Here is a 20870-nt window from a genome sequence, read left to right on the forward strand (position 1 = left end):
GCACGGTCGGACCAAGGCCCGGCCGTGCCGCCAGTGGGTGATGAAGCTTCAATTCAGGTGGAGCAGCACGCGGCGGCGTTATGGGACTATTCTTTACACATTTATGCCAAGCCGGGTGTGGCAGCTTCCTGCCTTGCCTTGCAGGACCAGCATGGGTGTGACGTCAACACGGTGTTGCTTTGCCTTTGGTTGGCAGGGGCGCGTAGCACCATTCTCGCTGTTTCGGACATCGAGGCCGCGCAGCACTCGGCAGCAACTGCGAATGAACGCTTCGTGCAACCGGTCCGTTCGGTGCGGCGCTGGATGAAGCAGTGGTGCCAAGGTACGCCTGAGTCGGAAATTAACGCCGCAGCCTATGCGGCGCTGAAGACGGCAGAGTTGCATGGTGAACGTCTGGTCCAGTCCCAAATGCTCGCTGGGCTGGACCTGGACCAGTTGACCCGTGCCGAGTCGTCCGAAGCAGCAGTCCAGGCAAGCTTTGCCAACTATTGTACCTTGGCGAGCACATCTGGCGGAGTGGCAGAGGAACTGGGTGAGCTTGTTGCCAGGGCCTGGCATTGAGCCAGTCCTGCCTGTCGGGCTAATTGCATTTGAGGAACGGGATATGGATCGGTGCCTGGATGGATCAGTTGTCGCGATCACTGGTGCCGGGCGCGGAATAGGTCGCCAACTGGCGTTGTATTGCGCCGCGCAGGGGGCGGCAATTATCGTCAACGATCCTGGCGTGGCGCAGGCGGGCAACGGCGGCGATACCGCATTCGCTCAGAACACCGCCAACGACATCATCGCTGCCGGGGGCAAAGCGGCGGCCAACTTCGGTAATGTTGCAGATCCGGCGGAGGCGCAGAGCATTATCGAGGATGCGGTACGGAAATTTGGCCGAATTGATGCGGTCGTGAACAATGCAGGCATCCTGCGAGACAGCATCTGGCACAAGATGAGTCACGCGGACTGGACCAGCGTCATCGCGGTCAATCTTACTGGTGTCTTCAACGTTTCCCAGGCCGCCACGCCCTATTTTCGTGAACAGAAGGCGGGCAGTTTCGTTCATTTCACTTCGACGAGCGGTCTGATCGGCAACATCGGGCAGGCGAACTATTCGGCGGCAAAGTTGGCCGTCGTCGCGCTTTCGCAGTCTATCGCGCTCGACATGGCGCGGGTTGGCGTCCGCTCGAACTGCATCGCGCCTTTTGCGTGGAGCCGCATGACCTCGTCAATTCCCGCGACAACCCCTGCCGAACACGAACGTGTCCAACGGTTGCAATCCATGTCGGCAGACAAGATCGCGCCTTTGGTTGCCTATCTGGCATCCGACCTGTCCAAGGACGTGACGAACCAGATTTTCGCGGTTCGCAAGAATGAAATCGCCCTGTTTTGTAAGCCCCGGCCGATCCGGTCGATGACCAAGGTCGAAGGCTGGACGCCGGAGGCAATTGCCCACGAGCTTGTACCTTCGTTTCGCAGCAGCTTCGCGCGCGCCGATGAAGTCTCGGCGCATGTCTTTCCTTATGATCCAATCTGACAGGTAACCGATGTGCAACGCCGGCATGGATGCAGAAGTCTTCGAACAATTCTTGATACAGCTTGAACGCTTCGTGCGCGACCGGCTCATTCCTGTCGAGCGCAAAATTATTGAAACCGACCTCATCCCCGAAAGCGTCCTCGAAGCGATGCGCGACATGGGTCTGTTTGGATTGACCATACCGGAAGAGCATGGCGGCGCCGGCATGAACATCAGCCAGTATATCCGCACCATGCACACGCTAAGTTATGCGATGCCGGCATTCCGCTCGATCATCTCGATCAATGTCGGCATGTTCGCATCAGCCTTCAAGAATGGTGGAACAGAAGCGCAGAAGGCTGCATGGCTGCCGCGCATTGCCGCGGGTGAAATCGCCGCTTTCGGCCTGACCGAACCCGGTTCGGGATCAGATGCGGCGGGTCTGCAGACGACTGCGGTGCCGACCGCCGACGGCTGGCTTCTCAATGGCACCAAGCGATATATTACCAACTCGCCCTTTGCGAAGGTTGGACTGATCATGGCGCGGACGGCCACGGAAAATCTGCCCAAGAACGCCCATATATCGGCATTCATCGTCCCTCTTGACATACCCGGCGTGACGATCTGCAAGTCGGACAGGAAGATGGGCCAGTCGGGTAGCCATATCGCCGATATCGTGCTGGAAGATGTCCACGTTGGCAGCCAGGCTTTGCTCGGCGGCGAACTTGGCAAGGGCTTTGCATTCGCGATGATGAGCCTCGACAACGGCAGGATGTCGGTGGGCGCCGCAGCGACCGCTTATGCCCGCCGGGCGCTGGACAGCGCCATCCGATACGCGACCGAGCGCAAGGCATTCGGCGAGCCGATTGCCAACTTCCAGTTGATCCAGCAGATGCTCGCCCAGAGCGAGATCGAAATCTATGCCGCCGAATGCATGATGGACGATGTCACCCGGCGCGCCGACGCAGGCGAGAACATCTTGCGCAAAGCAGCGGCGTTCAAGGTTTTCGCGACGGAAATGTGCGGCCGGGTGGTTGATGCCTGCGTCCAGATCCACGGCGGTGCCGGCTATCTTGCCGAATACGATGCCGAACGTTTCTTCCGCGATGCGCGCATATATCGGATTTATGAAGGCACGACCCAGATCCTGCAACTCCAGATCGCTAAGCACATGCTGCGCGAATTTGCGGCGGCGAATTGACCTTCGTGGGTTGCACTTCATCCGCAGGCTGCACCATGGGCGGCCAGGGGTTTCATTCCGCCCCGCCCTGGCGCGTGGCCAATTCGCCTGCGGGCCGGATCAAACGCCATGTATAGTTTTCTCGATGGCCTATCGATCATTGAGGCATCGTCATTCGTCGCCTCTCCCACGGCGGGCCTTTATTGCGCGCAATTTGGCGCACAGGTGATACGTGTCGACCAGACTGGCGGCGGCCCCGATTACCGGCGCTGGCCTGTGACGGAGGCGAACGACTCGCTCTATTGGGAGAATCTCAATCGTGCAAAAAAGTCAGTCGCGGTTGATCTTCGCAGGCCTGAGGGGCGTGAAATAGTGCAGGAACTGGTGAGGGCAACCGGCCAGCTCATCACCAATTTTCCGGCGGATGGTTTCCTGTCCCATGCCCTCCTCGCGCAGGGGTGTCCGGATCTTGTCACCTTGCGGATAATGGGGTGGGCCGATGGCTCGCCCGCGCTCGATTACACCATAAACAATGCCGTGGGATACCCTATGCTGACTGGAACCGGCCCCGATCCGGTCAATCATGTCCTGCCCGCGTGGGATCTCATTTCCGGCGCATACGGAGCATTCGCCATGCTTGCCGCGATGCAGTGGCGAAGCACAAGTGGCGAAGGATGCGAGATCCGGCTGCCGTTGTCAGACGTGGCGATCGGCACGGTCGCCAACCTCGGTGGACTTGCAGAAATGCTCTATACGGGCCGGGATCGTCCGCGCCTTGGCAATGCAGTTTATGGCTTGTTCGGTCGCGACTTCACCACGCGCGACGGGGTGCGGACAATGATTGTCGTTGCCACGCATCGCCAGTGGGCCAATTTGCTGGTAGCGCTGGGCCTTTCCGAAGATGTTGCGGCCATCGAACAAGAGCGCGGTGTTTCTTTCGAACAGGATGACGGCCTCCGATATACCTTGCGTGACATGCTCTATCCCTTGTTTGAACGGGCAATCCGTTCGCGTGATTACGCCGATCTGTCCACTGCCTTCGATGCGGGGGGAATCGTCTTTTCGCCCTATCGCAGGATGCTTGATGCGGTTCACGATCCAGCGCTGGTAGCGAACAATCCGATTTTCGGGACGGTGCCAAATCCCAGCGGCTTCGACTATCCCGCCGCGGGCACATTCGCCACCGTTCCTCAAATGCACCGTCGGGAGCCTTGTCCCGCGCCGTACAATGGCCAGCATACCGAAGAAGTCCTGGCGGATCTGCTCTCGCTGCCTGCCGCCGAAATCGGCCGCCTGATCGACGCAGGTATTGTGGGCAACATAGCGAGTGGAGACCCGAAATGACCCTTCGTCGCGCAGCCATTGTCATGCCGATCCGCACTGCGGTGGGCAAGTTTGGCGGCTCTCTTTCGCCGATGACTGCAGGCGAGCTTGGCGCAGTCATCCTCAAGGCCCTGATCGAGCGCACGAAGATCGATCCCGCCCGGGTTGACGATGTCGTGTTCAGTCAGGGATATGGCAACGGCGAGGCGCCGGCCATCGGCCACTGGTCATGGCTGGCTGCCGACCTGCCGCTTGAAGTCCCCGGCTATCAGCTCGACCGGCGCTGCGGTTCGGGGCTGCAGGCGATCGTCAACGCCGCGATGATGGTGCAGACGGGGATGTCCGACGTTGTTGTCGCCGGCGGGGTCGAATCAATGTCCAACGTCGAACATTATTCAACCGACCTTCGCGGGGGCAAGCGTTCCGGCAATATCACCCTTCACGACAGGTTGACGCGCGGACGCCTTATGTCTCAGCCGACGGAGCGTTTTGGTGTTATTTCCGGCATGATCGAAACGGCCGAAAATCTTGCCAGGGATTATGACATCAGCCGGGAACAGGCAGATGCCTATGCCGTGCGCAGCCACCAGCGGGCCGCGGCCGCCTGGGCGAATGGAATGTTCGACGACGAAATCGTGCCGGTTGTGGTGCCGCAAAGAAAGGGCGCGCCTGCCATCTTCGCACACGATGAAGGTTATCGCGGCGACGCGACGATGGCTTCGCTCGGCGCGCTGAAGGCGATTGAGGGCGGCGTCGTAACCGCTGGCAACGCCAGTCAGCAGAACGACGCCGCTGCCGCTTGCCTAGTGGTGGCCGAAGACAAACTCGACGAACTGGGGGTGGAACCGATCGCCTTTTATCATAGCTCGGCCGCGGCGGGCTGTGATCCCAGTCGCATGGGAATTGGTCCCGTTCCTGCAGTGCAACGCTTGTTCGCCCGCAGCGGCCTTGGCTGGGGCGATATTGATCTGGTTGAGCTGAACGAAGCCTTCGCACCGCAAGTCCTGGCGGTTCTGAAAGGATGGGGCTGGTCGGATGACGACGGCCGGAACGAAATCCTCAATGTCAATGGTTCGGGTATATCGCTTGGCCACCCGATCGGTGCAACCGGTGGTCGTATTCTTGCCAACCTTACCCGCGAACTTGTGCGCACGAAAGGCCGCTACGGTCTTGAGACGATGTGCATCGGCGGCGGACAAGGCATCGCCGCAATCTTCGAGCGCGCGGCCTGAAGGTGGCTGATCTGCGCCAGGCCCTGAACGCCGCGAGAGACTATCGCGCCTCGGTCAAGGCAGCGTTGGGCGCGCGCTTGGTGTCCGGAAGGATTGATGAGGAGCAGCGGGCCGCGCACGGCTATGCCTGGGTGGCCACGCTTGTGGCTGCGCTGGAAGCGGTGCTCGAATGGTCCGAGGCCAGGGGCAGCAAGAATGATCTTGACGCCAGGATCGCCATTCTGGCCTTCGCTGAATGCATTGGCCAGATCGGTGGCGGCCTGCCGATGGGCCAGAACGAAATCTTCCGCCCCGGCGACCTCGGACTTGGCAGCGCTGCCCGCACGCTTTTCGACCGGTGCGCGGACCTGCTCGATGTGGACTATGCGGCAACCAGAGGCGAAGTGGCCGCAGCCCTGGCTCAGGGGCAATGGCCAAGCGAGTCGCTCGATGATGCCGAAGCCGACACGATCCGCGAGCAATACCGTCGCTTCACCAATGCTGTCATCGTGCCCCAGGCGCACGGATGGCATCTGGCGAATGACCTTATCCCCGAGGCAGTGATTCAGGCCATGGCCGATCTCGGTACATTCGGAGTCTGCATACCCGAAATCTATGGGGGTCTTGGCCTTGGCAAGCTAATGATGTGCATCATAACCGAGGAATTGTCGCGCGGCTGGATTGGCGCGGGTTCGCTTGGCACGCGGTCCGAAATCGCCGGCGAACTGATCGGCTTGAACGGCACCGAAGCGCAAAAGGCCTGGTGGCTACCCAGGATCGCGAGCGGCGAGGTTTTGCCGTCAGCAGCCTTCACCGAACCCGACACCGGATCGGATCTTGGCTCCATTCAAACCCGCGCACGGCACGACGGCGATCACTGGGTCATCAACGGGGCGAAAAACTGGATTACCCATGCCAGCCGATCAGATCTGATGACGATGCTCGTGCGAACATTACCTGAAGCCAGGGGTTACGCCGGGCTGTCGATGTTGCTGGTGCCCAAGCCTCGGGGCACGAGCGATGACGGTTTCCCAGCCCCTGGCATGACCGGAAGCGAGATCGAGGTCCCCGGTTATCGCGGGATGCGCGAATATGCCCTGCAGTTCGATGCCATGACCGCGCCGGCAGACGCCCTGCTGGGCGGCGAGGAGGGGAAAGGGTTCAAGCAGCTCATGCGTACCTTCGAGGGCGCACGCATCCAGACCGCCGCGCGGGCAGTCGGCGTCGCGCGGCGGGCCCTCGAACTGGGCCTCGACTATGCCTTGGTTCGCAAGCAATTCGGCAGGGCCATCGTCGGGTTTCCGCGCGTGTCGGACAAGCTGGCGATGAGCCTTGTCGATTTTGTGATGGCGCGTGAACTCTGCTATGCTGCCGCGCGAGCCAGGGATTCGGAAAAGCGCTGCGATATTGAGGCCGGCATGGCAAAGTTGCTTGCCGCTCGCGCCGCCTGGTCGAACGCCGACGCTGCGCTGCAGATCCACGGCGCCAATGGTTATGCCCTTGAATACGAGATCAGTCGCATCCTTTGCGATGCGCGCATCCTCAACATTTTCGAGGGCGCTGCGGAAATTCAGGCTCAGGTGATTGCCCGCGGCCTGACCGGAGATGATTTATGACCACCCAGCCAGACGAACAATGGCAAAGCTGGATCGGTCGTGAAGAATTGCGTCACGACTATCTGGAACTCGCTGCCGCAAGACGGTGGCTGGCGACTTTCGACCGCGTTGCGCCGGCAGATGGCAGCGTGCCGCAAGGCTATCATTGGTGCCTTTGCCTGCCAGACGCGCCAACAGCGGCATTGAGCGTGGATGGCCATCCGGTGCGCGGCGGCGAAAGCAGCTTCATGCCACCACTTCCTCAGTCGCGCCGGATGTGGGCATCGAGCAAGATCGAATTTCTTTCGCCGTTGCTCATCGGTCAGAAGGTGCAGCGCAGATCGCGGATCAATTCCATCGCCGAAAAGCAAGGGGCGACCGGCAAGCTTGTTTTCGTCGAGATAGCACAAGAAACCCGCTGCGAAGGCGAACTCTCCGTTCGCGAAACCCAAGCGATCGTTTATCGGGATCCCATGCCTTTGGGCACCGCAGAGCTGCCAAGGCCGTCTGACATGATCTTCGACGGATCCCGATGGGTTGCGCACCGCGCGCTGGTCCCCTCCGAAACCTTGCTGTTCCGATTTTCGGCGCTGACCTTCAACAGTCACCGGATTCATTATGATCGGGCCTACACCTGCGAAATCGAGGGGTATCGCGGCCTCGTCGTTCACGGTCCGTTGACGGCGACACTGCTGCTGGAACTCGCCCAGCAGCACTTCGGCGACAATGCGCTTCGGTGCTTCGATTGCCGAGCGGTGTCTGCCGCGATCTGCGGCGAGGAACTGCATTTGGCGCTTCGCGCGAACGGCAATAGTGTTCAGTTCGTCGCCCATGCGCGCGATGGCCGTCCGATCATGGTTGCCAGCGCCACCCTTTGACCACCTTCCAGGGAAATTGAAAGTGACAATCGATCCGCAAAAATTGCTCAACTTTCGTATTCCTGCGGTTCGTCAGACCGTCACTCCACGCGATGCTGCATTTTACGCCTTATCGATCGGGATGGGGCGAGATCCTACCGACCTCGCGCAGCTGCCATTCGTGGATCCCCTTCGTGGACCGGTTGCCATGCCCGGCATGGCGCTCGTTCTCGCGAGTCCCGGGTTCTGGCTGGGGCACCCTGATTCCGGTGTAGATCCGGTTTCCGTCCTGCATGCCGGCCAATCCATGGTACTGCTTGGCCCGGTTCCGGCAACTGGCGAAGTCGAAAGCACAACCCGCGTCACCCACATTGTCGACAAAGGCGCGGGCAAGGCCGCGTTGATATTCACCGAAACCAATATCCGCGATGATCGCGGCACCTGCTTTGCCTGTCTTGAACGTACGATCTTCATTCGCGGCGGCGGCGGGTTCGGAGGGGAAGGCGAAGCACCGCGAAGTTCGCCGGTACCCGTGGCGGAAGGCAATGCCGGTCTTGTCATTGACCTGACGACCGGTCCCGAACAGGCCCTGATCTATCGTCTCAATGGAGATCTCAACCCGCTGCACAGCGATCCCGCAATCGCGGCGCGCGCCGGGTACAGGATGCCGATATTGCACGGCTTGGGCACGATGGGCATCATCGTTCACGCCATCCTCCGCGGGCGACTTGGCTACCAGGCCGAGCGCCTGCGCGCAGTGCAACTGCGTTTCGCCGCGCCGGTGTTCCCTGGTGAAACCATCAGAACCGAAATCTGGAATAATGGCGCTTTTCGGGCATCGGTGCTCGAGCGCGACGTCATCGTTGCAGATCAAGGGTTTTTCACAATCTCTCAGGATGAGGGCGATGCAGTTTCTTAGTCCTTTCGAACCTCAACACTTTCACGAAATCCGCGACGGCGTGCGCCGGCTGTGTGAAAAGTTCCCGGGTGAATATTGGCGCAAGCTCGACGCTGATCGCGAATATCCGACCTCCTTTGTGGATGCGTTGACGAGCGCTGGCTATCTTTCGGTGCTCATACCCGAGGAATATGGCGGATCAGGTCTGGGCCTTTCGGCTGCAGTTGCCATCCTTGAGACGATTCAAGCGATGGGTTGCAACGGAGCGGCATGCCATGCCCAGATGTATAACATGGCCATCATCCTCAGACATGGATCGGATGAGCAAAAGCGCCTTTATCTTCCCGCGATCGCAAGCGGCGCACTGCGCTTGCAGGCTTTCGGCGTAACCGAGCCGGGAAGCGGCTCCGATACCACTGCGTTAAGGACGACGGCAGTTCGCGATGGGGACTATTTTGTGGTGAGCGGCCAGAAAATCTGGACCAGTCGCGCCGAACACAGCGATCTCATGCTGCTGCTAGCGCGGACTTCGCCGCGCGATCAAGTGACGAAGAAAACCGACGGTCTTTCCATATTCATCGTCGATATGAATCAGGCTCGCACCGCGGGTTCGCTAACGATCCGGCCTATCCGCACCATGATGAACCATGCCACGACGGAACTTTTCTTCGACAGGATGCGCATCCCGGTCGCCAATCTCTTAGGCAAAGAAGGCAAGGGCTTTCATTGCATCCTTTCGGGCATGAATGCGGAAAGAGTTCTTATTGCTGCCGAATGCGTCGGTGATGCAAAATGGTTTACCCGAAAATCCATTGCTTATGCCAATCAACGGGTGGTTTTCGATCGCCCCATTGGCATGAATCAGGGCGTCTCTTTCCCGATCGCGCGAGCCCACGCAAATATGCGCGCTGCCGAGCTCATGGTCCATGAGGCCGCGCGCCTTTACGAAGCGGGGCTTGAACATGGACCCGAGGCGAACATGGCAAAAATGCTTGCCGCGGACGTAGCAGTCGAAGCGGGCAACGCCTGCATCCAGACATATGGCGGATATGGCTTTGCTGAGGAATACGACATCGAACGGAATTTTCGAGAGGCCCGCCTTTATCAGGTGGCACCTGTTTCGACCAATCTCATATTGTCATTCATCGCAGAGCATGTCCTGAAACTACCGCGAAGCTATTGAGGCGGCCACCACGCTCCGTCGTTTCCGCTCACTCGACACAACGATTGTTGCTGCGACCAGGCAGCGCAACACTGAAGAAGAAAGGTGGCCTGCCCTAGAATGCGGCAATGCCAGTGAGTGCTCGACCAAGGATGAGCGCGTGCACATCGTGCGTGCCTTCATAGGTGTTGACGGTTTCCAGATTCACCATGTGCCGCATGACTTGATATTCATCGCTGATGCCATTACCGCCGTGCATGTCTCGGGCATGGCGCGCAATATCAAGCGATTTTCCGACATTGTTACGCTTGACGAGAGAGACCATCTCCGGCGCGAACCTGCCTTCATCCATTAGGCGGCCGACACGCAATGAGGCTTGCAACCCTAGCGCAATGTCTGTTTGCATATCGGCGAGCTTCTTTTGATAGAGTTGGTTGGAGGCAAGCGGCTTTCCAAACTGGTGCCGATCAAGCCCATATTGGCGGGCTGCGTGCATGCAATATTCTGCTGCGCCGAGCGCTCCCCAACTGATCCCATAGCGTGCGCGGTTTAGGCAATCGAAGGGGCCCTTGAGACCCTGGACCCCGGGGAGCAAGGCTTCTTCGTCAACCTCAACCTCATCCATCACGATCATGCCGGTGGTCGAGGCGCGCAGGCTGAGCTTGCCCTCGATCTTGGGAGCGGAAAGCCCCTTCAGGCCCTTTTCAAGCACGAAGCCGCAAATGGCCCCATCATGTGCTTCGCTCTTTGCCCAGACGACAAAGACGTCGGCGAAAGGAGCATTCGAAATCCATGTTTTGATGCCGGAAAGGACATAGCCACCATCAATCCTCTTCGCGATTGTGCGCATGCCCGCAGGATCAGATCCCGCATCAGGTTCTGTCAGGCCGAAGCAGCCGATCAGCGAGCCTGCGGCTAGGCCAGGCAGATATTTAAACCGCTGTTCCTCCGAGCCGAAAGCAAAAATCGGATACATGACGAGCGAGCTTTGCACCGATGCCATTGACCGATAGCCCGAATCCACGCGCTCAATCTCGCGCGCGATCAGACCGTAGGAGACATAGCCAGCTCCAGCACCGCCATAAGACTGTGGGATCGTCGCTCCAAGCAAGCCGGCTTGTCCCATGAGTGGAAACAACTCTGCTGCATCCAGCTCTTCGCGGAAGGCATTGATGACCCGGGGCTGAAGTTCGCCTTGCGCGAAGCCATGAGCCGCATCATGCACCATTCGTTCTTCTTCAGTCAGTTGATCGTCAAAGTTGAAGGGATCGCTCCAATCAAACCGTGCCATCTCGATCATAAATTCCACTCGTCATATGATATCATTCGGTTCAGATGCAGTAATGGCGAGGAGTTCTTCAAGCGTTACCGCGAACCTTGTGAGTTGGACAAATCCCGAAAGTGAAACAATCCACGCAAATACCCGCATGCGGTTGTAGCGAGCTGAAATTCCCCCGAAGGCTACCCTGCCGAGCATAAGGCCAACCGGGCCAGCGAGGAAAACTGGGCCAAAAGCGCTTTTGTCGAGCAGCGAAGCGGAACCGAACACCAGTGCAATCAAGCGATAAATTGCGCGTCGTAGCCATAGATAACGACGACTATCCAACACAAGGTGCGTCCTCACTATGGCGACTGGCTATCCGCATACTCCTTTGGCGTCGCACCAAGTTCAGCCATAGGAACCCTGTTAATCTTTCTCGCCCATTTTGATTTAAGTTTACGGTGTTTTGTTTTTGGCGGGTTGAGCCTTCGCGGGGGGAAGCTTCTGCGCCATGATGTGATCGTAGATCTGCTTGATTTCCGTGTCCGACAATTCGGTCGGGCGGAACGGCGGCATTTCGATCAGGCCCTGGCGAACGACCGAATGTAGGTAATCGTAATCTAAGTCCTTGCGACCGATGAGCGAAGGCACCGGAGCACCTTTTTCGGCCAGCAGCATGGTGCCACCGTGGCCCGGGCCGGGGTTGTGGCAACCTGCGCAGTAACGCTCATAATTCTCCGCGCCATCCGCGACCACTTCGCCTTGCTTGGACGAACAGGCGCCAAGAGTGGCGAGGAGCGAAAGGACGAGGAGCTTGTTCATTGTACCTCCGCAGGCATGGCGACGCATCGGCTCAGACCGAGGCAAAGATCGAGTTGGGATCGAGCGCCTGCTTGACCCGCGCATGCAGGGCCGAGCGGCCACCCTTTTCATAGGTCTTGGCAACCGCCGCCCCCAGCCCGGGGTCGGTCAGGATCTGGCCGAAGCCGGCCTCGGCCTGCGCGGCGATCAGGGCTTCGGCGCAATTCTTGGCCCGTGCCGCATCCTCGCCCTTCCCGGCGGCATGGGACAGTACTTGGCGATGGTTGGCCGAACGCCAGATCGCGGTGGTTTCGCCAACGAAGTCGAAGCCGTTCTTGGCACAGATATCGCGCGACAGTTCATAAAGCTTGACGGCTTCCTCGCCATCCACAGGGCTGACCGGGTTGACCGTAAGCGCCATATCGCCGCTCCAGCCCGCGGTCCTGGCCGGGGGATCGGTCACGACGCCGGTCATCGAGCCCATCCGCCATGCCCACAGCTTGGGATCCACGCCCTTGCCATCGACGATGACCCTGGCGCCGCTGATCGACGAAAACGCGCCCTTGACCATGTCCCACAGGATCGCGACGTTGTCTGGCAACCCATAGAGCGAGCCGTAGAGGTTCCAGTAGCCAAGGCCGAGTGATTCGCCCGCGGCTTTGACCGCGCTCGCCGCCATCGGCCCCTGGCCTTCAAAGTCGGCGCGGCGCTTGCCGAGCAGGGCCGCTTCGTGAAGCGCATTGCCCACCGCGACGCCATTGGCCACCACCATGTTGAGCTTGAGTGGCCCGAGCACATCCAGCAATGGGCCAAGATCGTCCTCTTTGGGAACCGCGACCATGAAGGTCTGGTGCGCCGGAGGCTGCGGCATCATCCACATCCCGACCTTGGTCACTACCCCGAAATCGGACTGGGTGAACAGCCCATCAACCCACGGGCCATAGCCGAACTTGAACAGCTGCCAGCAGGTGCTCTTGGGCATGGCACCCATGCCGGTTCGCACCATCTTGCCATCAGCCAGCATCACCTCGAGCCCGCACTGCATCAGGAAGTGATCGGAATAGGGGGTGTAGCCGGGGCGCCGGTTGATGAAACTGGCGGCCACGCTTTCATCGGGATTGCCGGGAAAGTCGACCCACAGCTTAATCCCCTTTTCCTTGATGTGGGCATCGAGCTGGCGGAAGGTGACGCCCGGTTCGACCAGGCAGGTGGCCAGTTCGTCATTGACCTCGAGGACCTTGTTCATCTTCTGCAGGTCAAGCACGATCACCTTGTCCTGTACGGCTTTTTCAAGTCCGTAGGCGCCGTTGCAGACCGTCTGGACCACACCGCCGCTGGTGCGCGCGGCTTCCAGCACCCTGGCGAGCTGGGCTTCATCGGCCGGAAGCACCACGCCTGCCGGTACCATCCCCGGGGCAGCATAGCGGGCCAGGGTCTGCGGGCTGGTATCGACGGTCTCCTTGCCCAGTGCCTGGGTGAGGGTGCCGAGCGTGGCCGTCTGGCGGGCTTGATCGATCATGGCGTTGGGAGCCTTATTGCTGGAGAATCTTGGGATAACGTTGGAGATCGCCGGCATCGACGGCAAAATCGGCCGAGCGCGCAGCAGGGTCGATCGCGCGGGCCGGTTCGCTGTCGCGCCAGGAAAAGTTGCAGGTCGGGCAGCGCAGGATCGTCCACACGACCGCGCCGTCCTGCCTGCCCTGATGATCGGTGACAGCGCCGCTCGATTTGCAGCGCCCGCAGACGGTGGTGGTCATGACAGGGCTCCCAGCTGCATTTCGCGGATCCGCTTGCTCAGGGCGTCGATCTCGTCCCCGGTTGGCGGGGTGACAAGGTGCGCTTCACCCACCGGATCGGGCGGGAGATAGCTGGTCGCGTCGATGATAAGGCGGTGCCCCTTGCCTGGGATCACTGCCGAAGGATCGATCGGAACGGCAGGCATGTTGGGCAGCACGATGATATCGTCTGCACGGGTGCGGGTCGAAAGCGCCCACATCACCTGGTTGAGATCGAACGGATCGACATCGGCATCGACCATGATCAGGTTCTTGAGGTACATCACGCCGTGCGGCGTGCTCAGCGCGCGCAGCGCGACCGTCTTGGCAAAGCCGGCCATGCGGTTCTTGACCGAGATGATCCCGGTCAGTCCGTGCTGGTAAAGCGCGTTGACCGCGGTGACTTCGGGGAAGCTCTCGCGCAGCTGGGCATAGATCGGGGCGGAGGTGTGCAGGCCGATCAGGGTATCGTGCTCGGTCCAGCCGCGCCCGATGTAGATGTTCTCGAAGATTGGATCGCGCCGGTGGGACACCGCTGTGACCTTGAAGATCGGCGCCTTGCGCACGCCGCTGTAGGAACCGGGAAATTCGCCGAACGGCCCTTCCAGCTCGCGTTCTCCCAGTTGCAGCTCGGCCTCGATCACGATTTCGCTGTCGGCCAGGATGTCGATCCCGTTGCCCGATTTGGTCAGCCGCATCGGCGCGCCCATCATCGCCGAGGCATAGGAATATTCCGATTCCTCGTAGCCGATCGGGGTGGCAGCAAACACCGCAAGGCCGGGATGATTGCCCAGCATGACCGCAATCTTGAGCGGAACGCCTTCCCGTTCGGCCGCCATGATCTGACGTCCCATGTCGTGGGAGGGGATCGTCATCAGGGTGAAACTGTCCGGCCCCTGGATCTGCAGGCGATAGATGCCGACATTCTGCTTGCCGAAATTGTCTGGATCGAGCGGATCGCGCGAGGCGACCGAGGCCTTGCCGATGTAGAAGCCGCCATCATATTCGTTGATCCGATAGACCGGGAGGACATCGTAAAGGTTGATGTCCTGTTCGATCCGGCATTCGTGCACCGGGGCCTGGGCTTCGGGAACAACGCTGATCTGCGCTTCCTGATCGCCCCAGCGGCCGGCGATCTCGAAGAACAGCTCGCGGATTGTCGTGCCTTTGGGGCGGCCCAGCAGCAGGGCGATGTTGTCCCACGAACCATGAACGCCCACCGCCAGGCGCTTGCCGGGATAGCCGGTGATGTTGTCGAACACGATCGCCGGCGCGCCGTTGGCATCGCGTGAGGCGGCAACCGCAATGTTGCGCACGCCGGGTTCGGGCATCACCGGATCGCTCCAGGTGATGGCCTGGCCCGAATCCTCGAGCAGTTCGAGGAAATCGCGCAGCGAGGAGATCGACCGGGCGCGGTTGGGAAGATCGTTCATTGCCGTTGCATCCCGCCTGTCAGTGTCCGCCCGCGCCCGCAGTCGCCGACTGCATCGTGACCCATTTCCATTCGGTCATGATTTCGAGATCGGCTTCGGTCCCTTCGCGGCCAAAACCCGATGCCTTGGTCCCGCCGAACGGAACGTGCGGCTCGTCGTGCAGGGTCGGCGCGTTGATGTGGACCATCCCCGCTTCGGCCCGCTGGGCAAAGGCCAGCGCCTTGTCGAGATCGCGGGTGAAGATCGAGGCGCTGAGGCCGTATTCGGTGTTGTTGGCGAGTTCGAGCGCCTCCTCGAGCGTGTCGAACGGATAAAGCGAGGTCACCGGCCCGAAGGTCTCTTCTTCGAAGACCGTCATTTCCGACGTGACTCCACGCAGCACCGTGGCGGAACAGCAGTTCCCGTCCCATTCGCCGCCGGCAAGTACCTCGGCGCCCTTGGCGCGGGCATCGTCGATGTGGCGGCGGACGCGGTCGCGCTGGCGCTCCGAAATGATCGGCCCCAGCATGGTGGTCGGCTCGCGCAGTTCGCCGCTCTTGGCGCGGCCTGTCGCGGCGGCGAAAGCTTCAGCGAACTGGTCGAAGATCGACCGTTCCACATAGATCCGCGAAGCCCCCATGCAGACCTGGCCCTGGTACATGAAGATGCTGAACAGCGCGGCGTTGACCGCCTTGTCCAGATCGGCATCGGCGCAGATCACCAGCGGGCTCTTGCCGCCCAGCTCCAGCGTGTACTTCTTGAGGTTGCGGGCCGCGATTTCGGCAATGTGCTTGCCGACGCGCGAGGACCCGGTGAAGGTTATCGATGCGACCTTGGGATGGCCGGTCAGCACGTCGCCGATCTCCGCGCCATTGCCGTAGACCACGTTGAACAAGCCGTCGGGAACGCCGGCCTCCTTCCACAATTTAGCGAGCAGATCGGCGATCATTGGCGCGGATTCCGAGGGTAGCAGCACGAAGGCGTTGCCTGTGGCCAGGGCCATGGCTGACTGTTTGATCCCCTTGATCAGCGGCACGTTGAACGGGGTAATCCCGGCGACCACACCGACCGGCTGGCGCAGGCTCATGCTGAACCGCCCAAGGGTGTCCGAAGGGATCGTTTCCCCCCGAATCCGGCGCGGCACGCCGATCGCCGCGCGCAGGAAGCTGACCGCGAAGCGGGTTTCGAACCCGGCCTTGGCGATCGGCGAACCGATTTCGTCGACCAGCACGTCGGCGAATTTGGCGGTATCGCGCTCCATGATTTCGGCGGCTTTCGCGATCCATGCTTCGCGCACGGGTGCGGGCAGATCGCGATGTTTCAGATAAGCCTGATAGGCGGTTTCGACCGCGCGGTTCACGTCATCGGCGGTGCCGGCCGGCACCCGCGAATAGACCGAATCGTCGACCGGATTGAGGTCGTCGAAGTAGGCACCGTTCGATGCGGCAACGGCGCCTCCGCCAATCCAGTGTTCAAGTTGGGTCATGGTCTCTCGATCCTTGTATTCGTCTTGCAGGCGGTCGTACGCTCACCCCTGGTTGCGCATCGCCTTGGGCCAGATCCCCTGCTTGCCCGGGGAAAGGATGCCGTTGGGGTCGAGCACATCCTTGAGGCGATGGTGCAAATCCCACAGCGCCCCATCGTTGTGCTTATAGGTCTTGGCGATCTGGTCCATGAAGGCGAGGTGCGTTCGATACTCGCCAAAGCCAGCATCCGCCGCTTCGTCGACCAGCTTGGCGAACAGATCGTAGGCTCCCTTGCGCATGACCTCGTCGGCGCGGTCGTACATGATCATCAGGATGTGGTGCATGTCGCGCCACCCCACGAGAAACTCGCCGATGTAGTCGAAACCGTAATCATGGCAGCGTTGCTTGATCAGGTTGTACTGGCTCAGCGCTTCCTTGCCGTCGGGTGCCGAGATCGGCGAGAAGTTGATATGCCCGCCGCCGCCGATCCAGTTCATGATGCTGAACTCGGTCATGTTCGGCTCGCCGCGCATGAGCTGAATTCGATAATCCCAGGCGGGATCGTTCTCGCGGCTGAGGTACAGTTTTGCGCCGGGAATGCTCATCATCGCTTCCTCGACGAGCTTCCAGTTGTTCTCGATGATCGGAGGCGGGCCGTACAGCGCGGCATAGAAGTTCCACATGCCCAGGTCATGGTCCGAAGCGATCTTCTTGCGGATCGAGTCCGGGATAGGGCCCTTGCCGTCGAAATAATGGCGGCGCGTGGTCTTGGCGGAGACTTCCCACAGGAGGTCGACCGCCACAGCGGCGTTGGGGATCACCTGGTTGATCTTCAGCGGCAGCACCGCGTCGAAGATCGCAGCAAGGTCTTCCTCGCGCTCGTAGGTGATCATGAACGGCTTGTAGCCCGGCGGTTCAGGCATCAGCCAGATGCCCATCTTGGTCACTACGCCGAAGTTGGACTGGGTGAACATGCCGTCGAAATGCGGGCCCGCTGCATGCTTGGTGGATTGCCAGTGCGGCGATCCCTCGATTGCGCCCTGGCCGGTGCGGACGACCTGGCCATCGGCCAGAACCACTTCCATGCCACATTGCATGATGAAGTGATCGCCATAAGGCGTGTAGCCGGCACCGTGTTCGAGCGCGTTGCCCATCACGCCACCCCAGCCCGGAGCCGCCGGATCAACCCAAAGCTTGCTGCCGATCTGGCGCAAATGGCGGTGAAGCTGATAATAGGAAACGCCTGGTTCGACCAGCGCATAGCCGTATTTCTCGTTGACTTCGAGAATGCGGTTCATCCGCTTGAGGTCGAACATGACATAACCGGACTGGCGCGGGGCCGGGCCGCCATAGGCGAAATTGCGGCCGTTGCCGAATGTCCAGATCGGCAGCTGGTAAGCGTTGAATACCTTCAGCGCCTGCTGAATCTGTTCCATGTTGGCCGGTGCCACAGCAGCCGAGGGCAGCAACTCGCCATCGGCTAGCGGTGAATAGGCATCGCGGTAGGTCGACAGCGGAAGCTCATCGACAAAGACCCATTCTTTGCCGACGATCGCGGCCAGTTCGTCAAGTGCCTTGCGAAAGGTCGGGGCATCGACGCCTTGGGGCATGCGCGTGCTCACGAGTGTTGTACTCCCGCTTCGAATGCCCATGAAACGAGCATGCCGGGGCTCTTGCCATCGAGGCCGCAATGTCCTGACTGGCACCGCAGTTCGGCATCCTGGCGATCGCCGACGAGCGCATCCTGCATGTGGTGGGCAAGAACGCTGGGCCAGCCGACGCTGGCCCGCGCAAGCAGCTTCGGCGCGCCAACAGTCTGGTGTTCCCAGCGCAGCTTGCGGTATTGATGGGTCCACTGCAGTAGCGGGCGGGCGCCGCCGGCCACCAGGATCTGCTCGGCGATCATCGCCGCGGGATCGGAAGTAAGGCCGACCAGCACGCCTTCAATCGCTTCAAGTTCATGCAGCAGGCCGTTGAGCGAGCGGTCGATCCGGATCACTCTTGCGGCTCGCCCCGAGTTGACGAAAGTTTGGGCAAAGAGCCTGCTTTCGGGAACTTCCGTCTCCTCGATGACGATGATCTTGCGCGGCCGCTGCGCCAAAGCGCTGCGGCCGATTCCCAGACCGGCAACGACAGCACCCACGGCGCCACCGCTCATTACCGTGCGACGGCTGACATCCCACGCCATTCTCAATTCCCTTCCATTTGCCCAGCACCCGAAACAAGGCTTGCCGCCTCTTTGCTAAGGCCTTGCCAGCGTTTCTCCGACTTCGCATGAAGCCCGAACAGATCCAGTACCCGCATGCAGCTGTGATCGACCACGTCGGCCAGCGAGCTCGGCCGCGCATAGAAGGCCGGCACCGGGGGGAAGATCACCGCCCCCATTTCGGTGCAGGCCGTCATGTTGCGCAGGTGCGCCAGGTTGAGCGGCGCTTCGCGGGTGATCATCACCAGGCGGCGCCGTTCCTTCAGCATCACGTCGGCCGCGCGGGTGATGAGGTTGTCGGACAGGGCGTGCGCCACCGCGCCCAGCGTGCGCATCGAACATGGCGCGATCGCCATGCCTTCGCACACGAACGAACCGCTGGCGATCGAGGCGCCGACGTTGCGGACGTTGTGCACCACATCGGCCAGCGCTTCGAGCCGAGCCTTGCCTTCGGGCAGTTCCTCGCGAATGTTGAGCAGCGCCGCCGGAGACATCACCAGATGGGTTTCCCAACCGCCCGTCTCGCGCAGCAGCTCAAGCAGGCGAAGACCATAGACCGAGCCGGTTGCGCCGGTAATCCCCACGACCATGCGTTTCAAGGCAGGAGACTTTCCTGCGCGTTTTGGGCGGTCAAGGTCGCGTAAGGCCTAGCCCTGAAGGGCATGCTGAATTCCATCTCCCGATCTTTTGTCGACATCATACAATGCATTCCGCATTGAGCAACAAAAATCTTGATTCCTTGGGACCGCATTCCGCTTACACCGGACTCTCGGGCCGGACCCCAACACTGATAGTCTTCATCTCCAGGAATTCTTCAATACCGTGTCGCGAACCTTCTCGGCCCAGTCCCGATTCCTTGATGCCGCCAAACGGGGCGGTCTCGGTCGAGACGATGCCGCTGTTCAAGCCGACCATCCCGGTCTCAAGGCCTTCGGAAACCCGCCAGGCGCGGTCAATGTCGCGGGTGAAGGCATAGGCCGCCAGCCCCGAGTGCGTGGCGTTGGCAAGCGCCAGCGCTTCGGCCTCGGTTTCGAAACGGAACACCGGGGCAACCGGCCCGAAGGTCTCCTCGTCCGCCAGTCGCATCGCCGGGCTCGCTCCGGTCAGTACGGTTGGTTGGAAGAACAGATCTCCGGCCTCGTGTCTCTTGCCGCCGGTGACCAGCTGGGCACCTTGCGCCGCGGCATCGGCGACATGCCCCTGAACCTTGGCCAAGGCTGATGCGGTGATTAACGGTCCCTGGTCGGTTGCGCCTTCAAGGCCGTTGCCGACCCGGAACGCGGACACCCTGGCGGCCAGCGCCTCGACGAAGCGGTCATGAATGCCGCTCTGCACGAGGATCCGGTTGGCGCAAACGCAGGTCTGTCCGGTGTTACGGAATTTCGAGGCGATCGCCCCCTCGACAGCCTGATCGAGATCGGCATCGTCGAACACCAGCAGCGGGGCATTGCCGCCCAGTTCCATCGAAACCCGCTTGAGCGTGGCAGCGCATTGTGCGGTCAACAACTTGCCAATCGCGGTCGAACCGGTGAAGGTGAACTTCGTAACATCGGGATGGCTGGTCAGGACCGATCCGATTGCGGGCGCATCCCCGCAGACCACGTTGAACACGCCGGGCGGAATGCCCGCTTCGAGGGCGAGCTTCGCCAGAGCGAAAGCGGTCATGGGGGTGAGTTCGGACGGTTTGAGGGTCACGGTGCAGCCCGCCGCCAGTGCAGGCGCGACCTTGCGGGTGATCATCGCGGCGGGAAAGTTCCACGGCGTAATGGCGCCCACCACGCCGACTGGCTGACGGATCACGACGATCCGCCGGTCAGCGCTGGCCGGAATGACCTCGCCATAGACACGGCGCGCCTCTTCGGCGAACCACTGGATGAAGCTTGCGGCGTAATCGACCTCGCCCAGCGCTTCGGCCAGCGGTTTGCCCTGTTCGGCGGTCATCAGCAAACCAAGATCGTGGCGATGGAGCCGGACCAGCGCCAGCCAGTCATGCAGCAGGCGCGCGCGTTCCTGAGCGGGCCGCTTGCGCCAATCGATGAAAGCGCGGGCATTGCTTTCAATTGCCCGGCGCGTCTGGGCAGCGCCCAGCTTGACGACATTCGCCAGCGTTTTGCCGGTTGCCGGGTTAGTGACCGCGTAGGTAGAGCCGGCACAGATCTCGGCGCCGTCGACAAGCGGTTGGCCGGTCAGGAAATCGCTGCGCTCGAGCGGGGGGATCGTAA

General features: G+C 60.9%; 20 protein-coding genes. 9 read left to right on the plus strand and 11 right to left on the minus strand.

The window, feature by feature from the left end; genetic code table 11:
- Positions 1–33 precede the first annotated feature (33 nt).
- From B2G71_RS19700 to B2G71_RS19740, 9 genes are all read left to right on the plus strand, one after another.
- The gene (locus B2G71_RS19700; protein ID WP_240530247.1) at positions 34–561 is read left to right on the plus strand and encodes a TIGR02444 family protein; all 528 of its coding nucleotides are present in this window, start codon (positions 34–36) and stop codon (positions 559–561) included.
- A gap of 43 nt (positions 562–604) precedes the next feature.
- A complete protein-coding gene (locus B2G71_RS19705; protein WP_066762401.1) occupies positions 605–1522 on the plus strand; it encodes an SDR family NAD(P)-dependent oxidoreductase in 918 nt (305 codons plus the stop codon).
- A gap of 10 nt (positions 1523–1532) precedes the next feature.
- Complete coding sequence (locus B2G71_RS19710) at positions 1533–2702, plus strand: acyl-CoA dehydrogenase family protein (RefSeq protein ID WP_098108421.1); 1170 nt, start codon at positions 1533–1535, stop codon at positions 2700–2702.
- Positions 2703–2810: 108 nt separating this feature from the next.
- Positions 2811–4025 (plus strand): CoA transferase, encoded by a 1215-nt coding sequence (locus B2G71_RS19715; RefSeq protein WP_098108422.1) that lies wholly within the window; start codon positions 2811–2813, stop codon positions 4023–4025.
- Complete coding sequence (locus B2G71_RS19720) at positions 4022–5236, plus strand: acetyl-CoA C-acetyltransferase (protein ID WP_061939684.1); 1215 nt, start codon at positions 4022–4024, stop codon at positions 5234–5236. The genes B2G71_RS19715 and B2G71_RS19720 overlap by 4 nt, the downstream gene beginning before the upstream one ends.
- 2 nt (positions 5237–5238) lie before the next feature.
- On the plus strand, positions 5239–6831 hold the full coding sequence (locus tag B2G71_RS19725) for an acyl-CoA dehydrogenase family protein (protein WP_098108423.1): 1593 nt from the start codon (positions 5239–5241) through the stop codon (positions 6829–6831).
- Complete coding sequence (locus B2G71_RS19730) at positions 6828–7688, plus strand: MaoC family dehydratase N-terminal domain-containing protein (protein ID WP_061939682.1); 861 nt, start codon at positions 6828–6830, stop codon at positions 7686–7688. The genes B2G71_RS19725 and B2G71_RS19730 overlap by 4 nt, the downstream gene beginning before the upstream one ends.
- Before the next feature lie 22 nt (positions 7689–7710).
- Positions 7711–8586 (plus strand): MaoC/PaaZ C-terminal domain-containing protein, encoded by an 876-nt coding sequence (locus B2G71_RS19735; RefSeq protein WP_061939680.1) that lies wholly within the window; start codon positions 7711–7713, stop codon positions 8584–8586.
- A complete protein-coding gene (locus tag B2G71_RS19740; RefSeq protein ID WP_098108425.1) occupies positions 8573–9748 on the plus strand; it encodes an acyl-CoA dehydrogenase family protein in 1176 nt (391 codons plus the stop codon). Before B2G71_RS19735 ends, B2G71_RS19740 begins: the two co-directional genes overlap by 14 nt.
- Before the next feature lie 94 nt (positions 9749–9842).
- Here B2G71_RS19740 and B2G71_RS19745 read toward each other — a convergent pair whose 3' ends face one another.
- The 11 genes from B2G71_RS19745 to B2G71_RS19790 all read right to left on the minus strand — a co-directional run bounded on the left by B2G71_RS19745 (position 9843) and on the right by B2G71_RS19790 (position 20838).
- Entirely contained in the window at positions 9843–11027 is a 1185-nt protein-coding gene (locus tag B2G71_RS19745) for an acyl-CoA dehydrogenase (RefSeq protein ID WP_168176420.1), read from the minus strand.
- Between the two features lie 12 nt (positions 11028–11039).
- A complete protein-coding gene (locus B2G71_RS23845; protein WP_141521637.1) occupies positions 11040–11336 on the minus strand; it encodes a hypothetical protein in 297 nt (98 codons plus the stop codon).
- A gap of 108 nt (positions 11337–11444) precedes the next feature.
- The gene (locus tag B2G71_RS19750) at positions 11445–11810 is read right to left on the minus strand and encodes a cytochrome c (protein ID WP_066762383.1); all 366 of its coding nucleotides are present in this window, start codon (positions 11808–11810) and stop codon (positions 11445–11447) included.
- 31 nt (positions 11811–11841) lie between these two features.
- Positions 11842–13308 carry an FAD-binding oxidoreductase gene (locus B2G71_RS19755; protein WP_098108426.1) on the minus strand — a complete coding sequence of 489 codons (1467 nt, stop codon included), beginning with the start codon at positions 13306–13308 and terminating at the stop codon, positions 11842–11844.
- A gap of 13 nt (positions 13309–13321) precedes the next feature.
- Positions 13322–13546 (minus strand): non-oxidative hydroxyarylic acid decarboxylases subunit D, encoded by a 225-nt coding sequence (locus tag B2G71_RS19760; protein ID WP_098108427.1) that lies wholly within the window; start codon positions 13544–13546, stop codon positions 13322–13324.
- Positions 13543–14997 carry a non-oxidative hydroxyarylic acid decarboxylases subunit C gene (locus B2G71_RS19765; RefSeq protein ID WP_098108428.1) on the minus strand — a complete coding sequence of 485 codons (1455 nt, stop codon included), beginning with the start codon at positions 14995–14997 and terminating at the stop codon, positions 13543–13545. Before B2G71_RS19765 ends, B2G71_RS19760 begins: the two co-directional genes overlap by 4 nt.
- A 19-nt stretch (positions 14998–15016) precedes the next feature.
- On the minus strand, positions 15017–16462 hold the full coding sequence (locus tag B2G71_RS19770) for an aldehyde dehydrogenase family protein (protein WP_066762376.1): 1446 nt from the start codon (positions 16460–16462) through the stop codon (positions 15017–15019).
- A gap of 42 nt (positions 16463–16504) precedes the next feature.
- The gene (locus tag B2G71_RS19775; protein WP_066762374.1) at positions 16505–18064 is read right to left on the minus strand and encodes an FAD-binding protein; all 1560 of its coding nucleotides are present in this window, start codon (positions 18062–18064) and stop codon (positions 16505–16507) included.
- Complete coding sequence (locus B2G71_RS19780; protein WP_066762372.1) at positions 18061–18630, minus strand: hypothetical protein; 570 nt, start codon at positions 18628–18630, stop codon at positions 18061–18063. Before B2G71_RS19780 ends, B2G71_RS19775 begins: the two co-directional genes overlap by 4 nt.
- Before the next feature lie 2 nt (positions 18631–18632).
- Positions 18633–19238, minus strand: a complete 606-nt coding sequence (locus tag B2G71_RS19785) for a UbiX family flavin prenyltransferase (protein ID WP_276306934.1) — start codon at positions 19236–19238, stop codon at positions 18633–18635.
- Positions 19239–19404: 166 nt separating this feature from the next.
- Positions 19405–20838: an NAD-dependent succinate-semialdehyde dehydrogenase gene (locus tag B2G71_RS19790; RefSeq protein WP_230281947.1), complete on the minus strand. Its 1434-nt coding sequence runs from the start codon at positions 20836–20838 to the stop codon at positions 19405–19407.
- Positions 20839–20870 lie beyond the last annotated feature (32 nt).

Source organism: Novosphingobium sp. PC22D, from assembly GCF_002556635.1.
Classification (GTDB): Bacteria; Pseudomonadota; Alphaproteobacteria; order Sphingomonadales; family Sphingomonadaceae; genus Novosphingobium.